The organism is Fulvivirga imtechensis AK7, from assembly GCF_000331535.1.
In the GTDB taxonomy this organism is placed as follows: Bacteria; Bacteroidota; Bacteroidia; order Cytophagales; family Cyclobacteriaceae; genus Fulvivirga; species Fulvivirga imtechensis.
The window spans coordinates 16,205-34,372 of the sequence record NZ_AMZN01000110.1 but is presented as its reverse complement, the minus strand read 5'-3'; the positions used below and the strand labels follow the sequence as shown (position 1 = coordinate 34,372).

The following is an 18,168-nucleotide window of genomic DNA, read 5'->3' as shown; positions in this document are numbered from 1 at the left end:
GAGGGGGGCCAGGGGAGAGTTAAACCCTCGCCACCCTGTTTTCCCCTAAATACCACAAATAACCTTCTGTCTTTGTATACCCCATTTCCAATAGCAACTGCTTATAATGCTCCATCTGCTTTGTATCCACACTTTTTTCTCTTCCTGTTTTATAATCGATGATCACGGCCTCTCCTTCCCTGATGAGCACTCTATCAGGGCGATATTCATCGGTCGGGGTGAGTATGGGCATTTCATTGAGCACTGTCCAGCCGTCCTCAAACCACGCTTTGGCATCCTGGTTGGCAAGCAATTCACTGATCAAAGTCTCGATCTCTATTTTCTGATCCTGGTTCAAGCCTTCTTCATAATACAAGGCCTCCATCGCCTGTTTTCTGTCTTTTAGGGTAACTATCTTTGAAAGCAGCCTGTGTATCAAAATGCCGTAGTTGATCTTGCTTCTGGTTTCACTGCCGGCAAAGCCCTCACCAGATTTTTTGACAGTTATCCTGTTTCTCCAGTTGAAGTGCCGGTACTCCTTTAGCTCTATCCCCGATATTTGTCTGGCCTGCTCCGCTGCTATCTGAAAATTCCTTTCTCCATATTCAAACAGATTTTTCTGGCTGTTCCAATATTCAAATAATTCAAAATCACTGTCATCGAGGGCAGACCTCAATACCTTAGCAATGCACTTTTTATGATCCGGAGCAAACACCCACAGGTTATGTATGGCACGGGTAAACACAACATACAGCAGATTCAGGTTATCAAGATGTGCCTTGATCTTCTCATCTTCGTAGGTAGCTTCGTAGTAGGTGTCTGCAAGGTCTTTCTTATATTTTAAAGGCAAATGCCCTACATCAAAAGGCTTTTTATCCGTCTTGCTCCACAAAATCGGGGAGCGCTGGTGGTCAATTTCCCAATCACAGAACGGCACTAATACAGACTTATACTCCAGGCCTTTCGCCTTGTGAATGGTGAGTATCCGCATGGCATCCAGATCATCCGCTACCTTAATACTTTCCTTTGAAGCCCGCTCTTCCCACCACTCCAGGAACGAATCGATATCTCCTTTTTCATTCTGAGAGAATTTTAGCACCAGGTCCTGAAAAGTCTGAAGGTATGCATACTGTCCGGCCAGGCTGTTGACCTCGAAAATATAAATGATCGTTTCTACAAGTTCATAAAAAGGCAGGTACAGCAGTCTATATTGCTCGTCAAAAAATGGAGCCGGGAGGTACTTTTTGTAGTCGTTAATACTTACACTTTGGAAAAGCTGACTGGGAGCTGTTTCCGTTTTCTTTATAGCCTTTTGATACTCATAAACCAGCTCTGCAATAACTACTTTATCCTTCTTATCGTGCAGGTGTTTTAGTGTTGCAATAATAATTCTGACAGCCGGTGATGCCGACAGGAACAGGGATTCATTGGAAACGACATCATACCTGTAACCCGCCTTACTGCTCCCTGATTGTTGGTAAGCAGTGAGATAGTCTGCCACATCTTTACCTTCCCTATTACGTCTTACAAGAATTGCAATATCTTTCAGTGGCACCCCTTTATCTTGCAGTTCCTCGATAAGCACGGGCAATCGTTCGGATACCTGCTCCTTCCAGCTTGAGCTATCTTCATCTTTTAGAAAAGTGATGTTCACATACCCGGAAGGATTGACAAGTTTCCTTTCTGATATCTTTTGATAGGTATCTTCATACACCTCCCTCAGGATCTGCCACTCCTTAGCCTGCACAGAGCCTCCTTCACGCATCATCGCACTGGGAATAAGCTTGAAAAGACTGTTGTTAAATTGTATTATATTAGCTTCGCTACGGAAATTTGTATCCAGCGCCTCATTTTTTGTACGCTCCCGGCCAATATCATTCTCTATCTTATTGAGTAACAGGTCCCAATCGCCACCCCGCCATCGATAGATCGACTGCTTGATGTCCCCTACCACCAGGTTTTTGTACCCCTGGGCCAGGCTGTCTTCCACCAAAGGCCTGAAGCTATCCCATTGAAAACCGGAAGTATCCTGAAACTCATCTATCAGGTAGTGGTTATAAAATGAACCAACTTTTTCATAAACAAAAGGGGTATCCGAATCCCGGATCAACTCCTTCAGAAACCTGGTAGCATCCGAGATCAGCATTACATCGTTCTCCTTTTTATAGTCCCGCAGCTTCCTGGTCAGGTCTGCCAGCAAGCCATAGCCATAGATGAACTTTTTGATCTGTAGTGCGGTAGTATAAATTTTGAAATGCTTATCACAATACTCCACTGACTCTGCCAGCAGGTTTTCAAGTCCGCCTTGCAGGGCTGTATCTATTGCCTGCGCTTTTTTTGATGTTTTAGAGTACCAGTTGCCAGTACCATCCAGGGCGGAAATCAATGTAGGAGTAGCAGTATACTCCTTCCTGTCAGATCGTATTTTACACAGGTGGAACATCACCCCTTTGGCTCCTCTAAAGAAATCGCCTATTTCAAGGCCATATTTTTCCAATAATTCGAAACCCTGACGTCCTATATTATCCATTTTGCCCTCGAAGGAATATATGATCTCATCCATTTCCTTCTTCAACTGCTTGGTAAGGCTTTTCTCCTGGGCGGCTATTTCATCCTCTATGCTTTTGAAGTTTTCGGCAAATATCTCCTGCGCCAGTTGCCGAATATTTTTCCTTACATCCCAATTATTACCTTCCTGCAGGTTTTCTCTCGCAAACCTGATCAGCCAGTTTCTTATTTGCTTGTTGTCAGTAACCTCAAGCAAAAGGTCATCGACTATCTGGATCAATATCAGATCATAATCCAACTCAAGGCGGTAGCTACCTGCCAGCCCCAGCTCCTTGGCAAAGCTCCTGATCACTTTTTGAAAGAAAGTATCAATGGTGCTTACCGAAAAATGGGAATATCCATGCAGAATCTCGGTAAGGAGATTTCGGCACCTGCTCTCAAAATCAGCGGGTTCCAACCCTGAGTATGACATCAGTTCACCGGCCATCTCATCAAACTCGCCCTGTCCGAATTCATCCAGCTTTTGGATGATCCTGTTTTTCATCTCCTGCATGGCCTTATTGGTGAATGTTACTGCCAGTATATGACGGTAATATTTAGGTCGTTTTAGCGCCAGCTTCAGGTATTCCTTGGTAAGTGTGTAAGTCTTTCCCGAACCTGCGGAAGATCTGTAGATAATGAAATTTTCCTGAGACATGCGTTTGTAAAAATAACCTAATGAAACTACAATAAAATACGGGAAGCACTTTTTCTTGAATTGTAGTATATTAGTGGTGAACTTATTAACATTGACATGAAGAGTATTTTAAAATCTTTTGCAGCGGCTGCTCTGCTCATTACAACAGCATGCAGCTCGGATGACGTAGAGGACCTGGTAACAACGACCATTACGACCTCACTCACAGAAGAAGCGCACATTACCGTAGGCGAAACGGACCCACTTGAGTATAGCGAAAGCTTTACTTTTGATGCTTCAGCGGCCGTAGCTAATCTTAAAATTGACAATTACGAGATTACAAAACTTACCATCGCTATTAGCAACTACACCGGCCTGGCAACTGAGATTAGCAAACTTACCTTCTCCATAGAGGGCACTAATCTGGAAAGGGGAATAGAAAACATTGACTTTGCCAGCTATAATAACAAAGGACCGATAGAAGTTCAGATAGACGACAATGTGCAGACAGCAATTGCTGGTGAATTTACAAAAAACAATAAGACCACCCTGAATGTTACAGCAGCTTTGGACGATAAGCCTGCAGATTTTGACCTGAAAATCACCATAGAAGGTAAAGTAAAAGGGTCACTGATGAAGTAAACTAAACAGCCATATTTAAAGCTTCCAAAAGCTTTCAAGCTTTAAATACGGCTGAACTACAGTTGCTATTTGTTCTTTCCTATAACGTAAGTAAGCACCGGCCGCTTGGTGTGGTTAACTACATCTTCAGCTATACTTCCTGTTAGCAGGTGCGCCAGGCCGGTTCTACCATGAGTAGCCATGGCTATCAGATCGGCATTAACGCTCTCAGCAAAGTAGATGATTCCCTCCTCTTCTGAACCCTCATTGTAGATATGGATCTTATAATTCTGAAGGTTGCACCGCTTTGCAAAAGCTTCCAGCTCAGGGCGGGCGGTCTTGTCAGACTGAAAGTTATTCGGTGTGTTTACGCGAAGGAGGTGTAAAGTAGAACCGTATAAGCTCTGAAAAGACTTCACAATGTTCACACATTGCTCCTCTTCATCTTCCAGGGCAGTGGCATAAACGATATCTTTGAAATCGAAGCTTTCAGCCTTCTTATGGATGGTCAGCACAGGGCATTTTGCATGCCTTACAACCTTTTCAGCATTTGACCCAATTAGAAATTCTTCCAGTCCGCTGCTTCCTTTTGTACCCATCACCACCAGGTCTACATCATGTTCTTGTATAATGTCTCTGATGTTATGATAGGGGCTGCCAATCCTTAATTGTTGCTCCACAATGATGTCGGCATATTGGCTGTTCGAAGACAGGTCAGCCAGGTCCTTCTTACCTTTCTCAATTAACTTCATCATAAACAGCCTGTCTTCCATATGTGGCATATCAATCTCTCCTGTATAGTGCATCGAAGCCACATTAGTATCCTCCACTACATGTAGTAATATCAGTTGAGACTGGGCTCTTTTAGCGATGTGGTAAGCCACTTCAAGTGCATAGCTTGCCTGATCGGAAAAATCGGTTGGAACAAGTATTTTTTTCATGGGTATGTATTTAGTATTGAGATATTAGTATTGAGTATTGAGACCAGAGTATCTCATTTTTTGTCGTTCGCATTGCCTTTCTTCTACCAATACTTACGACTAAGAACTCATAATTCTTTTTGTTTGCAAACCGCTTTTGCCAACCGCATCACTATCGGGGGTCCCTCTCGATCGCTGTCTGGCATGGTTATATCATTTCATGGTTATTAGGTCTTATAAATATCATAAATATCAGTTTTCTATCTAAGGATTATGAAGAACAAAAGTTATCTATAAACCTGATTTTTGTCATTCATCCACAATATAATCAATTTTGCGGGTAAAAAAAGAACCGCCCGATCATCATGTGACAACCGGGCGGTCAACCTGAAACCAAAGCTAAAACATTACTATTTACTTAACGCAGACCGCAAAAATTCATAGATATGGTTATTAGGTCGTCTGGCGTATCTTCTTTTATAGAAATGATCAGATCTTCTCTTTTTTCAGGATCCACCAGTGAATATTTTAAGGGAGTATCAGCATATTGCCAGGCCTCTTCAAACTGAAGTTTCACCTCTATAGCTTCGTCTGCCTTGCCTTGTTTATTGAGACTGTGATACAGTCCGTTAAGCGCATAGCCATTTTTCTTAAAAGTTCTCAGGTCATCGCGATATACCGATTCTGCTTTTTCATATGCCAGAGTTTCCATGTACAGGTCTCCTAAAACATGTCGCACAGAAAAAAACCAATCAGGAGGCTCCTGGTAGTTTAAAGAATCTTCAAGAGCCACTGCAGCCAGCAATAGCTGCTCTGCTTCACCAAAAGACCCTGCTTTTCTTAAGATCTCGGCCTGCAAAACGTTGTCAGCAATGCGCACCAGTTGATCTACGCTGTTGATATCCCACACGGTGATTTCTTTTAACTCATCATTTTGGCTTATTATTTCCAACCGCTCCAGTTCGCTTTTAGCCTGTACAGGCTTATCAAGATTGGAAAAGGCCATTCCCCTCGCGTAATGCCAGATAGCTTTAGGGTACAGAAGTTCAGGCTCGGGCAGTTGCAGGACCTTTTCCCACTGAGCAAACTTCACCAGCACATTGTACGGAATGGTTGTAAAGTGTTGCAGACCCGACCACTCCTTTTGCTTCATTACTTCTTTATCCACTTTTGACGCCAGGCTGAATGAAGCCTCAATAGCCTTAGCGCCACTGCCTTCAAGGGCCGCGCATGCGGTAAGAAAATGTATATTATGAGGATAAAGGGCTAATGGGTAGAGTCCCTGTACCTGACATGAAAGCAAATAAAGACTATCCACCTCGGCTGCCTTTTCATTGGCCAGCGTACCCAAATGGTAGTCGCCCGTACGGATGTAGGTGTGCGAAGGCATGTGTACCAAATGACCGGCACCTGGTGTTAACGATCCCAGCTTCTGCGCTTTTTCAAGTGCCCGTTCCGGGGTATTAGAGGCCTCGGTGGCATGAATATACAAGTGAATAGGCATAGGATTTTTCGGATTAATCTCCATGGCCTTTTCTATGATGCTTACGATCTCGGGAGTCCATGACTTGGGCTCTCCTTCTATTTTGGTGTATAGGTCCCACGGGTGCAGGTCCATGAGTGACTCTGCATATAACGCTGCTACATCATCGTCTTCAGGGAAAGCTTCATACACGTGGGCCATAGCTTCTGAATATGCTTTGTCTAATTCAGGCCTTTCGTCAAAATTCAAAGAATAACGCCTTACCATCGCTTTGATCAGGTATTTCTCCCTTTCAGTAACATTATCCGAAAGTTTCAACGCCTTTTGTGCCGCTTCATAAGCCTCTTTGTTTACCGATTCGTCCATTCCAACATTGTAATTGGGTCCCAGCACATAGGCCAGCCCCCAATGGCACATGGCACAATCCCCATCCTGGTTAATGGCTTCACGAAAGGACCTGGCTGCTTCAGCATGGTTAAATCCGTAAGCCAGGATCAATCCCTGGTTAAAGAATTTCTGTGCATAAAATGATCCTGTAGTGATCTTAAACTCATGTTCACCCATACCCTTCAGCAAGGGTGCCTGAAAATTCTTCTGAAAATTGCAGGCATTCAATAGCCAGGCACATAATACCGCGACAGCACCAAGCAATAAAATTAAAAGTCGTTTCATTGTAAAAAATTTTAAGTTTTGACCATGCCCAAAACGGATTTGAGCAACTAACGACAAACTTAACAGCATCATGAGATCACTGCACTATTAATAAAGGGGCAAAAGGTGGACAGTAAGAAAAAGGAGGTGAACAAAAGGTGAACAACCTGGTTGCTAGTCACTGGTTACTGGTTACTGGTTGCTAGTCACTGGTCACTGGTTGCTGGTTACTGGTTACCGATTATTGGTCATCGATCACCGATTCATACACGCAAACTACTCTCCTCCCGGGAGGAGAAACAGAGGTGGGTAAACTGGCTGCTGGTCACTAGTTGCTGGTACCGATTACTGGTTAGTGGTTGCTGGTGTTGTGAAACGGTGAACCGTGAACTGAGAACTGAGAACTGTGAACTGTGAACGAACTACAATTTCATTAAGAAATCCATAAGATTCTCTCCTGAAGCCAGATTTAATTTTTTCCTGAGCCTATAGCGAGCGGTTTTCACACTTTCAGCAGAGATTCCCAGTAATGCCGAGGTCTCTTTCATACTCAGGTTGAGGCGGATGAGGGCGCACAGCTTCAAGTCACTTCCAGTCAGGTCGGAGTATTGGCCTTTAAGCTGGTCAAAGAAATCCTGGTGTACCTGTTCAAAGAAAAGTTTGAAGTTCTCCCAGTCTTTGTCTACACCTAAAGTATTGTCGATTAGCCTGATCAATTTACCTAAGTCTTGTCTCGTTCCTGTTTCGGCAGATTTCATTAATTGCTGGATGGCATCCTTCAACTCCTGTATGACCTCATTTTTTTGTATAAAATTCATTGTATAGGAGGTCAACTCCTTGTTCTTATAGTTAAGCTCATGCTCCAACTCCTCCCTTTTAAGCCTGGCATTTTCCAGCTCAACTTTAGAGATCCTTTCCCGCGACTCGTATAGCTCCTTGTCTGTTTTTATCCTGTTTCTTTGATAGCGTATGATCAGGTAGCCCACAACAAAGATGAACACCACCCCTGCAAAAAGAAACCACTTGATCATGGTATCGTATCTCATTTTTTGTTCAAGCACTTGAATTTGGCTAGCCTGTAATTTCAACTCCCGCTCTTTTTCCAGGGTTTCGATCTGCGTTTGCATGTTTGCAATATGGGTAGCCATTTCCTGGTTGAAAAGACTATCTCTCATCTCATTGTATCTGTTGGCATATTTAAGCGCCAAAGCATAATTACCCTTTTGTTCGTATACCTGTTTCATGCCATAATAAATATCCTTCAGCCACTTTTTCAAACCCACCTCTGTGGCCAGTTCAAGGCCTCGCTCAAAAAAAAGGATAGCACTGTCATAATCCTTCTGTATCAGGTATAGATGCCCGAGATTTTCCAGGTTTTTGGCCATCCCATCTCTGTCGTTGATCCGTTTACTTAAATCATACGACCTGATAAGATATTGGAAGGCCCGTGGGTAATCCTGCTGCTCTTTAAAGAGCAACCCTAACCTGTTATTAGTTTCGGATATCCCATAGCTAAAGTCATTTTTCTGGTGGATATCAAGCGCCTTTATCAGATAGCTATAGGCTTCATCATATTTGCCAATGCTCAGATAAATAGTAGCAATTTTATTGTATGTAGTTGCTACTCTGTCAATTTTATTCAACTCATTAAATATTCCAACGGCATCAAAGTAATACTTGAGCGCCTTTTCATTATTGTGCTGATCGGCAAAAACAAGTCCTATATTCATCAGACAATTCGCCTGCCCGAGAGAATCACCAGTGCTTTTATAGAGGGTAAGCCCTTCAAATAAATATTCCAGTGCCTTTTTGTAGTTGCCACGAGCCCAATTAGCTACGCCAATAACCCTGTTAGCAAAGGCTTTTCCATTGCTAAAATTCAAATCTTTAGCAAGGCCCAGCGCCTCCTGCCCATAAATTTCAGATTTTGCAGGATCGATCACCCAATATTCAAAGCCAAGCCTGTTTAACAGGTTTACCCGGATCGTATCTGCCTGTTTGTAGTTATCTAATACATATCTCAGGCTGTCAACATCCTTTTGGCTAAAAGCCAATGAAGATAGTAAAAGAATAAGCGCAACAGTAAAATTAAGTCTCACAGTAAAGTATTTAGTAAGAAAACTCTAAGTGGCTTTAAGAAAACGTTCCCGCCAAAGGGCGGGACGAAGTCCCAAAAGCGGAGCGTACTGAGGTACGAGAGCATTTTTGGGGCAAGCGTAACGCAGACATTGGCGTTTTCTTACAGACACTATTTACACAGCTTATCGGAAGATCAGGCGACAAGGTTGCCGACTCCAAATAAAATCACAAACAGCAGCGTGCTCAAGGCCATTTGCTTCAAATAGGGATCAAGCGCCCCAGGTGTAGTTTTAGTCTTAACAGCCTTTCCATTGACCACAAGTAAAGGAACGGTAATCAAAAATAAAAGTTGAGTCCACGATTCGTAAAAGAGAAAGGTGTACAGCAAGGCCGCGATCATACCCAGCGTGAGCAGCGCCCAGTGGTACAATATTGCCTTATGTCTGCCAACTCTCACCGGTATGGAGTACTTACCGGCCTTCCTGTCAGACTCTATATCTCTGATATTGTTGATATTAAGCACGGCAACAGAGAAAAGGCCGCAGCTAATGGCCGGAAGAAGAAGGTATAGATTCACCTGCTGGCTATAAAGATAATAAGACCCCAGCACGCCAATAATACCAAAGAAGACCAGTACAGACAGATCGCCCAGTCCTATATATCCGTAAGGCTTTCTACCTGCTGTGTAGGCAAGAGCAGCAAAAATGGCCAAAATGCCCAACACAAAAAAGAACAAAAATGCTTCTCGCTGAAAACCAAAGGACAGGTAAAGTAAAAAGACACCACTACCCAGGGTAAGGATAATGAATATGGCAATGGCCCTGCGCATGCTTCCTAAAGTAATTTGCCCGGACTGCACCATACGCACAGGCCCCTCCCTGTCAGCGCCATCGGCACCATTTACCGTGTCACCATAATCATTGGCCAGGTTAGATAATACCTGAAGCAAAACGGTAGTTAGCGCACAAAAAATGAATATCAGCCAATTGAAAAAGCCATTTGCCGCAGCCAATAAGCTTCCCATGCCAATACTAGCGAGCGCTAATGGCAATGTCCTTAATCGAAAAGCTGTGAGCCACGCTTTGATATTCATAACTACATTCTTTCAGGAACGCTAATACCCAGCAGCCCCATCGCCCTTTTTATGGTTTCTGCCACCACCTTTGAAAACGCTACTCTGAACTTAAGAGCCTGCTCATCCTCTTCATTGAAGATGGACACCTCTTGATAGAAGCGGTTATACTCCTTCGCCAGGTCATAAACATATTGTGCTATAATATCCGGGGAGTGATTAGTCCCTGCTTCTTTTACCTTATCAACATATTCATTGAGCAGAAAGATAACGCTCTTTTCTGTAGGGTGAAGCTGACTAAGGGCGCTGAAATCCCCGGTTTGTGGGTGTAGCCCCAATTGGTCCGCTTTTCGCAGAATAGCCGATATCCGGGCATGCGTATATTGAATAAAAGGCCCTGTATTACCCTGAAACTGAATAGATTCATTAGGATCGAACAGCATCCTTTTCTTAGGGTCAACCTTAAGGAGGAAATACTTTAACGCTCCTATTCCCAATGTTTCGTATAATTCACCAGCCTGCTGCTCTGTAAACCCTTCTATTTTCCCCAGCTCTTCGGTGTGCACTCTTGCGGTATCGATCATTTCCTGCATCAGGTCATCGGCATCTACAACGGTTCCTTCACGCGACTTCATCTTTCCTGTGGGAAGGTCTACCATTCCATATGAAAGATGGTAACACTCTTTGGCCCATTTATAACCCAGCTTGTCCAGGATGATAAAAAGCACCTTGAAATGATACTCCTGCTCATTGCCCACGGTGTATATCTGCTTGGCAATTTTTGGGAAGTCGCGGAACCTTAATATAGCAGTACCGATGTCCTGAGTCATGTACACCGAGGTACCATCCGCTCTCAGCAATAGCTTTTGATCCAATCCTTCACCGGTAAGGTCCACCCATACCGATCCGTCTTCTTTTTGGAAGAAAATCCCCTGCTCCACGCCTTTCATCACTTCATCTTTGCCCAACAGATAGGTTTCCGATTCATAATATAGCTTGTCAAAATCTACCCCCATCTGACGGTAAGTACCATCGAAGCCTTTGTACACCCACTCGTTCATCTTCTGCCAAAGGGCATATACCTCGGGATCTTTTTCCTCCCATTTTCTCAATAGCTCCTGCGCCTCCTGCATGATCGGGGCTTCTTTCTCCGCCTGCTCTTTCGTGGCGCCTCCGTCAATCAATTCCGCTATTTGTTTCTTATACTCCTGGTCAAATTTCACGTAATAGTCGCCCACCAGCTTATCACCTTTCTTTCCTGTGGACTCTGGGGTCTCTGCGTTCCCGAATTTCAGCCAGGCGATCATAGACTTGCAGATATGAATACCCCTGTCATTGATGATCTGCACTTTGTGTACTTTATTGCCATTGGCTTTAAGGATCTCTGCCACAGACCAACCCAGAAAATTATTTCTCAAATGCCCCAGGTGAAGCGGCTTGTTGGTGTTGGGCGAAGAATATTCCACCATCACCTCTTTGCCATTTGAAGGTAGTACTCCGTAATCCTGGGTGTTGAATATCGAGGAAAAAACCGATAACCAGGTGGCATCGGTAAGCACAATATTCAAAAAACCTTTGACTACATTAAAACCTCCTACTGCTTCGGAGTTTTCTTTCAGATATTCGCCAATTACATTCCCTGTCTCCTCAGGACTTTTTTTAGACAACCTGGCATAAGGAAAGCAGACAAAAGTATGTGATCCCTCGAACTCCTTCCGGGTGGGTTGCAGAGAGATGTCTTCCGGGTTGAGCTCCGCATCGAAAAGGCTTTTAAATGCTTTGGAAATATCTTCTTTTAAGATGGATTCTATGTTCATTATTTATGTAACTATTACTTTACAGCGTATTCTTTTAAACGAATCTTTTTGGTCAGAGGAAAGTACTTTCTATTTCTTTGTTGACACCTGCTGAATTCCAATCTTCAGATTGCAATACCTTACCCCGATGTTGTCCTCCCCTCCTTATCCCAGTCTTTCCCGGCACAGGTTGTAGCATCACCAAAGAAGTGTCGTCTTTCGCTATAATAACCTCTTCTCCACCCAGAGACAATTCCAACAAGTCTGAAAGTTGAGATTTGGCCTGATCTATGTTAACTATTACCATCGCATGAAACAATTCCTTCAAATGAAGAAGGCAAAAATAAAAACGATTCGGAAATAAGCTGTTATTTTTTAAGCTTTATCTCGTACAGGTCTGTTCTCCGGTCTTTCAGATTACGCACGCTACCGCTGTTGTGCAAATATTTGAGATCGGTGAGGTCAACATCTGCCACTATGGTGTTTTCTGTATTAGGAGTCCCCTCTGCAACAATAGCATTTTGTGGAAAGGCAAAGTCAGAAGGAGAAAACACAGCCGATTGCCCGAACTGTATATCCATATTTTTTACTTTTGGCAAGTTACCCACGCTACCGGATATGGCTACATAACATTCATTTTCAATAGCTCTGGCTTGCGCACATATTCTTACGCGGTTATAGCCATTCTGCATATCCGTGGCAAAAGGCACAAACAGGATTTCCATGCCCTGGTCGGCCAGTATGCGGCTCAGCTCCGGAAACTCCGAATCATAGCAGATCAATATTCCAATTTTAGCGGTATCCGTTTCGAATACTTTCACTTCATTTCCACCGGTCATCCCCCAGTCGCTTCTCTCAGCCGGAGTTACATGAATTTTATATTGCGCCTCATAGCTTCCATCTCTACGGCACAGGTATGATACATTGTAAAGGCGTCCATCTTCATACACCGGCATACTACCTGCTATAATATTGATGTTGTAGGATAAAGCATATTTAACCATCTTATCCCGGATCTCATCAGAATACTGGGCCAGCTTCCTGATGGCCTTTGCCGAGTCATCCTCGTTAAACTCCGACATGAGAGGGGAATTAAACAGCTCGGGAAAGACAACAAAATCAGCCTGATAGCCGCTAACGGCATCAACGAAGAACTCTACATTTTCAAAGAAAGACTCAACGGATCTCACACTTCTCAACTGCCACTGCACAACACCGATCCGTGCAGATGACTTTTTGGTACCAAAGGTCTCCTCTTTCTCTTCATAGTAAATGTTGTTCCATTCTATAAGTACCGCATAAGACCCCGAAGCTTTATCGTAAGGAATATAATTCTTCAACACCTTTCTAACATGAAAGTCATTGCTCATCTGAAAGAAAAGCACAGGATCATAGATCTCCTTTTCCTTTACCCTCTGAATATACTCCTTGGGGGTATACTTATCGCTATACTTATGATAGTTGGGTATGCGACCACCGGCAACTATAGATCTTAGGTTCAGATTTTCGCATAACTCCTTCCGAACATCATAGAGCCGTCTGCCCAGTCGCATTCCGCGATAATCGGGATCTACACATACATCTATGCCATAAAGCACATCACCGTCAGGGTCATGTGTACCAAAATTGGAGTTATCGATAATGTCTTCATAGCTATGGCTATCTCCAAACCTGGCATAATCCACAATAATGGAAAGTGCAAAGGCAACCACCTCACCGTGATTATCTACACAAACTTGCCCTTCGGGAAAAATCCGTATAAGTTTTTCTATTTGTGATTTCAGCCATAGGTTTCCCTTCATCATCGGGTAACACCTCTTCATGATGTCCACCAGGCGATCGTAATCATCGACCTGGAGATGACGTGTGACTAATAAATGCTTTGCCGTTGTATCTGTATTTGTATCTGACATTTTACCATCCTAAAACATATCCGAAAACCAAAGGAGCTACAATCGTAGCATCTGATTCTATAACATATTTAGGAGTAGTGATGTCTAATTTACCCCACGTTATTTTTTCATTTGGTACAGCTCCGCTATAAGAGCCATAGCTGGTGGTGGAGTCAGATATCTGGCAGAAATAGCTCCAGAAAGGGATTTCCTCCATTTCCATATCCTGATAGAGCATTGGCACAACACAGATAGGAAAATCTCCAGCTATGCCTCCTCCGATCTGGAAAAAGCCGATTCCTTTATCTTCTGCGTTTTTAATATACCAGTCGGCCAAAAAGGTCATGTATTCAATGCCTGACTTCATAGTAGAAGGTTTAAGTTCACCTTTCATACAATAAGAAGCGAAAATGTTGCCCAGGGTAGAATCTTCCCAGCCGGGCACCACCATAGGAAGGTTCTTTTTGGCTGCTTCCAGCATCCAGCTATTTTTAGGGTCTATCTCATAATACTGCTCCATCACCCCTGAGTTGAGGAGCTTGAACATGAATTCATGCGGAAAGTATCGCTCACCATTTTCCTCAGCTTCCTTCCATATCTTAAAAATATGCTTCTGTATCCGCCTAAATGCTTCCTCCTCAGGAATACAGGTGTCGGTCACGCGATTCCAGCCTTTCTCCAATAATTCCCATTCATCTTTGGGCGTCAGGTCACGATAATTAGGCACACGTTTATAGTGCGAGTGCGCCACCAGATTCATAATATCTTCTTCCAGGTTGGCCCCTGTACAGGAGATGATCTGCACCTTATCCTGACGGATCATCTCGGATAGGGACTTTCCTAATTCGGCAGTACTCATAGCACCCGCCAGAGAAATAAGCATCTTTTTCCCCTCTTCCAGGTGCTTTTTATATCCTTTGGCAGCGTCTACCAGAGCCGCTGCGTTAAAATGCAAATAATGTTTTTCTATGAAATCTGTTATTGGTTTGTTAGCCATTATTCGTCTTAGTTTGGATCGTAGATAAAATAACCATTGTTTACTTCATGAAATATATAGGCTTTGTTTGCATGGATAAATGCCAAAGCCCCATTAATATAGGTACCACTCAGATGAAGCCTTTCTTCCTGCTCCCATTCTCCGGTATTCAAGTCATATGAATACATACGATTCATTGTATCAAATTGTGCTAAACCATAATATATCTTGTTGTTTATTGCAAATCCAACACCTCTTACAGGAAAAAAATTATCAGGAAAAGAAGATTCCTCTTGCCAAACGTCAGAGTTTGGATCATATTTCCATAAAATACCAGCGTTTGTACAATAAGCCAACCCTTCGTGTTCAACAGCTACATCAAAGTTGAAATTTCCGGGGGCATCATTGAGTTGATTCCAAGACAATGGCTGAGACAGGTCAAGTTGATATACAATGTGTGCATTAAGCACATAAATACTGTTATTAAGTGCAAAGCTCAGCGGATATGATGTACCAGGTTGAGGCAGACTATCAATTTTTTCAAATAATATGTTGCTATCATTAAATAAATAACAATCATTGGCTTTTTCTAAATTGACCTCACCAACTCCTAAAAAGCCTATTCCCATCACTGATTCACCAACACCATTCTCACGATTGATGATAGATTGATCAAAACTGGAAGAAATATCAGTCCACTCTCCGGTAGAAAAATTAAACTTGAGAGCTTTACCAACATCCCCTGATGATCTGCCAAAAAAATATGCGTAGTCTCCTAACTTAAATCCCTGACTCCTCACGTACAGGTCGTAGAAGTCATCAGGCACAAACTTCCACCTGGATATATAAACTTCGTTTTTACTCAACTCCTGATCAATATTATTGGCAGACAAACTTATAGTCATATTTTGACCAACAGGAAAATCATCCGGTATAGAGAAGTAAAAATTCGAATTGCTTATACTATCTATGTTTAGATTAATATCTCCAATAGTAACTGATACGTCACCCTGATCAGGAACAAAACTTGATTGTCCTATAAGAGAATATGCGACACCTTTGCTTAGAGTATCAGCTATTAATATCCATTCGGAATTTATATAATTTGTATTAGCTACGTTGGAATAAATAGTTTCGTTATCAACAGAAACAAAACCTCTTGCGTACACAATTGTATTTTCCTTTGATGATTCCAATACAACTGTTTCGGTTGTGTTCTTATAATCTGTAAGACCAGTGTATTCCAGACTTTTTAAAATAGTTGAAAAATCACTCTCTAGGGAAAGCTGAAAACCATAAGCATCAACTTCCATATCACCTGGATAGAAACTACCAGTTAATTCTATCGAGTTAAGATTCACTTGTTCAACTGCGGATAAAGTTACCGAAGCCTCTTTTGGCGGATCTTTATCCTCATCTTTACAAGATATTGCACAAAAGGCTATAAGAACCCCAACCAAGAATAACTTACATAAATAACTCATGAAACTTAAATTAATGAATGTTTTTTAGGTAAAAAAACCTCAGCCATCATACACCTCGCACTTCCTCCACCCAAAGCCTCAATGGTATCTAATGAACTGTGAATGATGGCGCAATGTTTCTCAATACTTTCTACTTGCTGGTCGGTCAGGCTCTTATAGGCCGATTCTGACATTACCAGGTACTTTTCTCCAGCAGTAGACTTTACCTGCAACATATTGCCTGCAAACCGATATTTCTGCTGCTCGGAGATTTCAATAATTTCCTTACCCGTACTCTCCAATGAAGATAACACCTTTTCTTTTTCCTCCCTATCGTCAATAGCATCCACACAAAGGATGGCAAATTCCTCGGCTACGCACATCATCACATTGGTATGATAAATAGGCACTCGCTTGCCGTTCACCGTTTGATTTGCAGTGAATTTTACAGGTTTATAGCCAAATTTCCTGCAAAATTCATCCAGCACCTCTTCGTTGGTACGTAAAGAAAGCGCAGCATATACTATTTTATTTTGCCGGTCCAGGATCATGCTACCTGTTCCCTCCAGAAATTTATCGTGGCGCTCATGGGTGGAAAAATCCTCTATACCTGATATCTTCAGGTGATATTCATTTTCCAACGTTGCCAGAATTTCGTCTCTTCTTTCCAGTCTTCGATTATGAGCATACATAGGATACAAGCCTACGCGGCCATCATCATGAAAGGAAATCCAGTTGTTAGGAAATATAGAGTCAGGAGTGTCCGGGGCAGGTGTATCGTCAATAACGATCACGTTGACCTGCCTTTCTCCAAGCTTGCTCACCAGCCCGTCAAATTCTTTTTGAGCCTTTTGTTGCACCTCCCCGGGCTCCAGATCATCCATCACCCGTTGGTAGTAATTATTCACAGCGGTTTGCTCATTGTACCGGAAGTTCACCGGTTTTATCATTAGAACGGTATGTGAGCACTGTTGTGTATCCATTACTTTTCTAAAAGGGCATTGGTAGTAGCCTCTAATATTTCGAAGGCATTTTCAGCCATTTTGTTTTCAGTATCTAAAGTGGGATTTACCTCCACCATCTCCCAGGCAATCACCTTCGGATCCTTAATGAGTATGGTGTTCAGCTCCTTGGCCTCCTCTACCGTAAGTCCATTAGGCACGGGAGTACCCGTACCCACTGAAAATTTAGAGTCCATGCTATCCACATCGAAAGAAATGTAGATCAAATCGCAATCCTTTAGCAATTCAAGAGCTTTGGCTGCAATGGCTGCAACACCTTCGGACCTTACTTGCTGAGTGCTAAAATTAGTGATATTATGCTGCTGCATGAGGAATTTTTCAGGTTCCTCAAAATCTCTAACGCTAATAAACACCACATCTGAAAGGCTGATTTTAGCGCCTTCTCCTCCTATCCTCTTCAATTCTTCCCACATCTCAACTGTTTCTCCTTTCGGATTATTGATCTGGCAGTCCTTATTATCAAGATTGCTGACCATAGCCAGGGGCATGCCATGCATATTACCTGATGGTGTGGTATATGGCGTATGCATGTCGGCATGCGCATCTATCCATATTACACCTAGTCTTTTGTCTGCAAACGTTTGTTTAATACCGCAAATAGTACCGGCTGCTGTTGAGTGATCCCCTGCCAAAACTATCGGGAAGTTATTAACCTTCAACACTTCCCCCACTTTTGAACAAACCCTCTTCTCCATTGTTAAAACACCGTCAATAAACTTGGCATGAGGATGGGCGTAGCCATCGAAAAGAATATCATTTACATTTTCTACTTCTTCGGAATCGAAACGGGTAAAATAGTCTGATTCAAGATCTAAACTGGCAATTTTTACTGCATCGATGCCTAAACTAGCGCCTCTCGTGCCTGCCGCGATCTCCGATTTTACCTCTACAAGCATGATATCTTTCAATGGCAATATTCTGTTCATAAAATAGTTTTCTTGATAATCTTAAATGGCAATGGAAATTGCTTTGCAAAGATTGCAAATTTATACCAATATTGCATTATTCATTAAAATACTTCCAAGCGTAT

The 18,168-nt window shown here is 42.6% G+C and carries 13 protein-coding genes; 1 reads left to right on the top strand and 12 read right to left on the bottom strand.

The features are described 5' to 3' along the window. Positions 1-19 precede the first annotated feature (19 nt). A complete protein-coding gene (locus C900_RS25105) occupies positions 20-3,184 on the bottom strand; it encodes a UvrD-helicase domain-containing protein (protein ID WP_009583196.1) in 3,165 nt (1,054 codons plus the stop codon). Positions 3,185-3,280: 96 nt separating this feature from the next. On the opposite strand from C900_RS25105, the gene C900_RS25100 reads away from it, so the two are divergent. Next, positions 3,281-3,805: a hypothetical protein gene (locus C900_RS25100; RefSeq protein WP_009583195.1), complete on the top strand. Its 525-nt coding sequence runs from the start codon at positions 3,281-3,283 to the stop codon at positions 3,803-3,805. 65 nt (positions 3,806-3,870) lie between these two features. Here C900_RS25100 and C900_RS25095 read toward each other — a convergent pair whose 3' ends face one another. The 11 genes from C900_RS25095 to rocF form a co-directional block, all read right to left on the bottom strand. After that, positions 3,871-4,725 carry a universal stress protein gene (locus tag C900_RS25095; RefSeq protein WP_009583194.1) on the bottom strand — a complete coding sequence of 285 codons (855 nt, stop codon included), beginning with the start codon at positions 4,723-4,725 and terminating at the stop codon, positions 3,871-3,873. A 397-nt stretch (positions 4,726-5,122) separates the two neighbouring features. After that, positions 5,123-6,859 (bottom strand): tetratricopeptide repeat protein, encoded by a 1,737-nt coding sequence (locus C900_RS25090; RefSeq protein WP_009583192.1) that lies wholly within the window; start codon positions 6,857-6,859, stop codon positions 5,123-5,125. Positions 6,860-7,260: 401 nt separating this feature from the next. Beyond that, the gene (locus C900_RS25085; RefSeq protein WP_009583191.1) at positions 7,261-8,937 is read right to left on the bottom strand and encodes a tetratricopeptide repeat protein; all 1,677 of its coding nucleotides are present in this window, start codon (positions 8,935-8,937) and stop codon (positions 7,261-7,263) included. Positions 8,938-9,110: 173 nt separating this feature from the next. Further along, complete coding sequence (locus C900_RS25080; protein ID WP_009583190.1) at positions 9,111-10,010, bottom strand: 1,4-dihydroxy-2-naphthoate polyprenyltransferase; 900 nt, start codon at positions 10,008-10,010, stop codon at positions 9,111-9,113. Between the two features lie 2 nt (positions 10,011-10,012). Next, a complete protein-coding gene (argS, locus tag C900_RS25075) occupies positions 10,013-11,806 on the bottom strand; it encodes an arginine--tRNA ligase (protein ID WP_009583189.1) in 1,794 nt (597 codons plus the stop codon). 52 nt (positions 11,807-11,858) lie between these two features. Beyond that, complete coding sequence (locus C900_RS25070; protein ID WP_009583188.1) at positions 11,859-12,113, bottom strand: type II toxin-antitoxin system Phd/YefM family antitoxin; 255 nt, start codon at positions 12,111-12,113, stop codon at positions 11,859-11,861. Between the two features lie 40 nt (positions 12,114-12,153). Continuing rightward, positions 12,154-13,698 (bottom strand): bifunctional GNAT family N-acetyltransferase/carbon-nitrogen hydrolase family protein, encoded by a 1,545-nt coding sequence (locus C900_RS25065; RefSeq protein WP_040497537.1) that lies wholly within the window; start codon positions 13,696-13,698, stop codon positions 12,154-12,156. A gap of 1 nt (position 13,699) precedes the next feature. Beyond that, the gene (locus tag C900_RS25060) at positions 13,700-14,674 is read right to left on the bottom strand and encodes a deoxyhypusine synthase family protein (RefSeq protein ID WP_009583186.1); all 975 of its coding nucleotides are present in this window, start codon (positions 14,672-14,674) and stop codon (positions 13,700-13,702) included. Between the two features lie 8 nt (positions 14,675-14,682). Beyond that, entirely contained in the window at positions 14,683-16,137 is a 1,455-nt protein-coding gene (locus tag C900_RS25055) for a Kelch repeat-containing protein (RefSeq protein WP_009583185.1), read from the bottom strand. A 5-nt stretch (positions 16,138-16,142) separates the two neighbouring features. After that, positions 16,143-17,099 (bottom strand): citrulline utilization hydrolase CtlX, encoded by a 957-nt coding sequence (gene ctlX, locus C900_RS25050; protein ID WP_009583184.1) that lies wholly within the window; start codon positions 17,097-17,099, stop codon positions 16,143-16,145. Next, positions 17,099-18,064, bottom strand: coding sequence for an arginase (rocF, locus tag C900_RS25045; protein WP_009583183.1), 966 nt, complete (start codon positions 18,062-18,064; stop codon positions 17,099-17,101). Before rocF ends, ctlX begins: the two co-directional genes overlap by 1 nt. Between the last annotated feature and the right edge of the window lie 104 nt (positions 18,065-18,168).

Coding starts and splice junctions, on each gene's coding strand:
- C900_RS25065 (WP_040497537.1), bottom strand. CDS start 13,698: ATGTCAGATACAAATACAGATACAACGGCAAAGCATTTATTAGTCACA.
- C900_RS25090 (WP_009583192.1), bottom strand. CDS start 6,859: ATGAAACGACTTTTAATTTTATTGCTTGGTGCTGTCGCGGTATTATGT.
- C900_RS25100 (WP_009583195.1), top strand. CDS start 3,281: ATGAAGAGTATTTTAAAATCTTTTGCAGCGGCTGCTCTGCTCATTACA.
- C900_RS25055 (WP_009583185.1), bottom strand. CDS start 16,137: ATGAGTTATTTATGTAAGTTATTCTTGGTTGGGGTTCTTATAGCCTTT.
- C900_RS25105 (WP_009583196.1), bottom strand. CDS start 3,184: ATGTCTCAGGAAAATTTCATTATCTACAGATCTTCCGCAGGTTCGGGA.
- argS (WP_009583189.1), bottom strand. CDS start 11,806: ATGAACATAGAATCCATCTTAAAAGAAGATATTTCCAAAGCATTTAAA.
- rocF (WP_009583183.1), bottom strand. CDS start 18,064: ATGAACAGAATATTGCCATTGAAAGATATCATGCTTGTAGAGGTAAAA.
- C900_RS25095 (WP_009583194.1), bottom strand. CDS start 4,725: ATGAAAAAAATACTTGTTCCAACCGATTTTTCCGATCAGGCAAGCTAT.
- C900_RS25060 (WP_009583186.1), bottom strand. CDS start 14,674: ATGGCTAACAAACCAATAACAGATTTCATAGAAAAACATTATTTGCAT.
- C900_RS25080 (WP_009583190.1), bottom strand. CDS start 10,010: ATGAATATCAAAGCGTGGCTCACAGCTTTTCGATTAAGGACATTGCCA.
- ctlX (WP_009583184.1), bottom strand. CDS start 17,099: ATGGATACACAACAGTGCTCACATACCGTTCTAATGATAAAACCGGTG.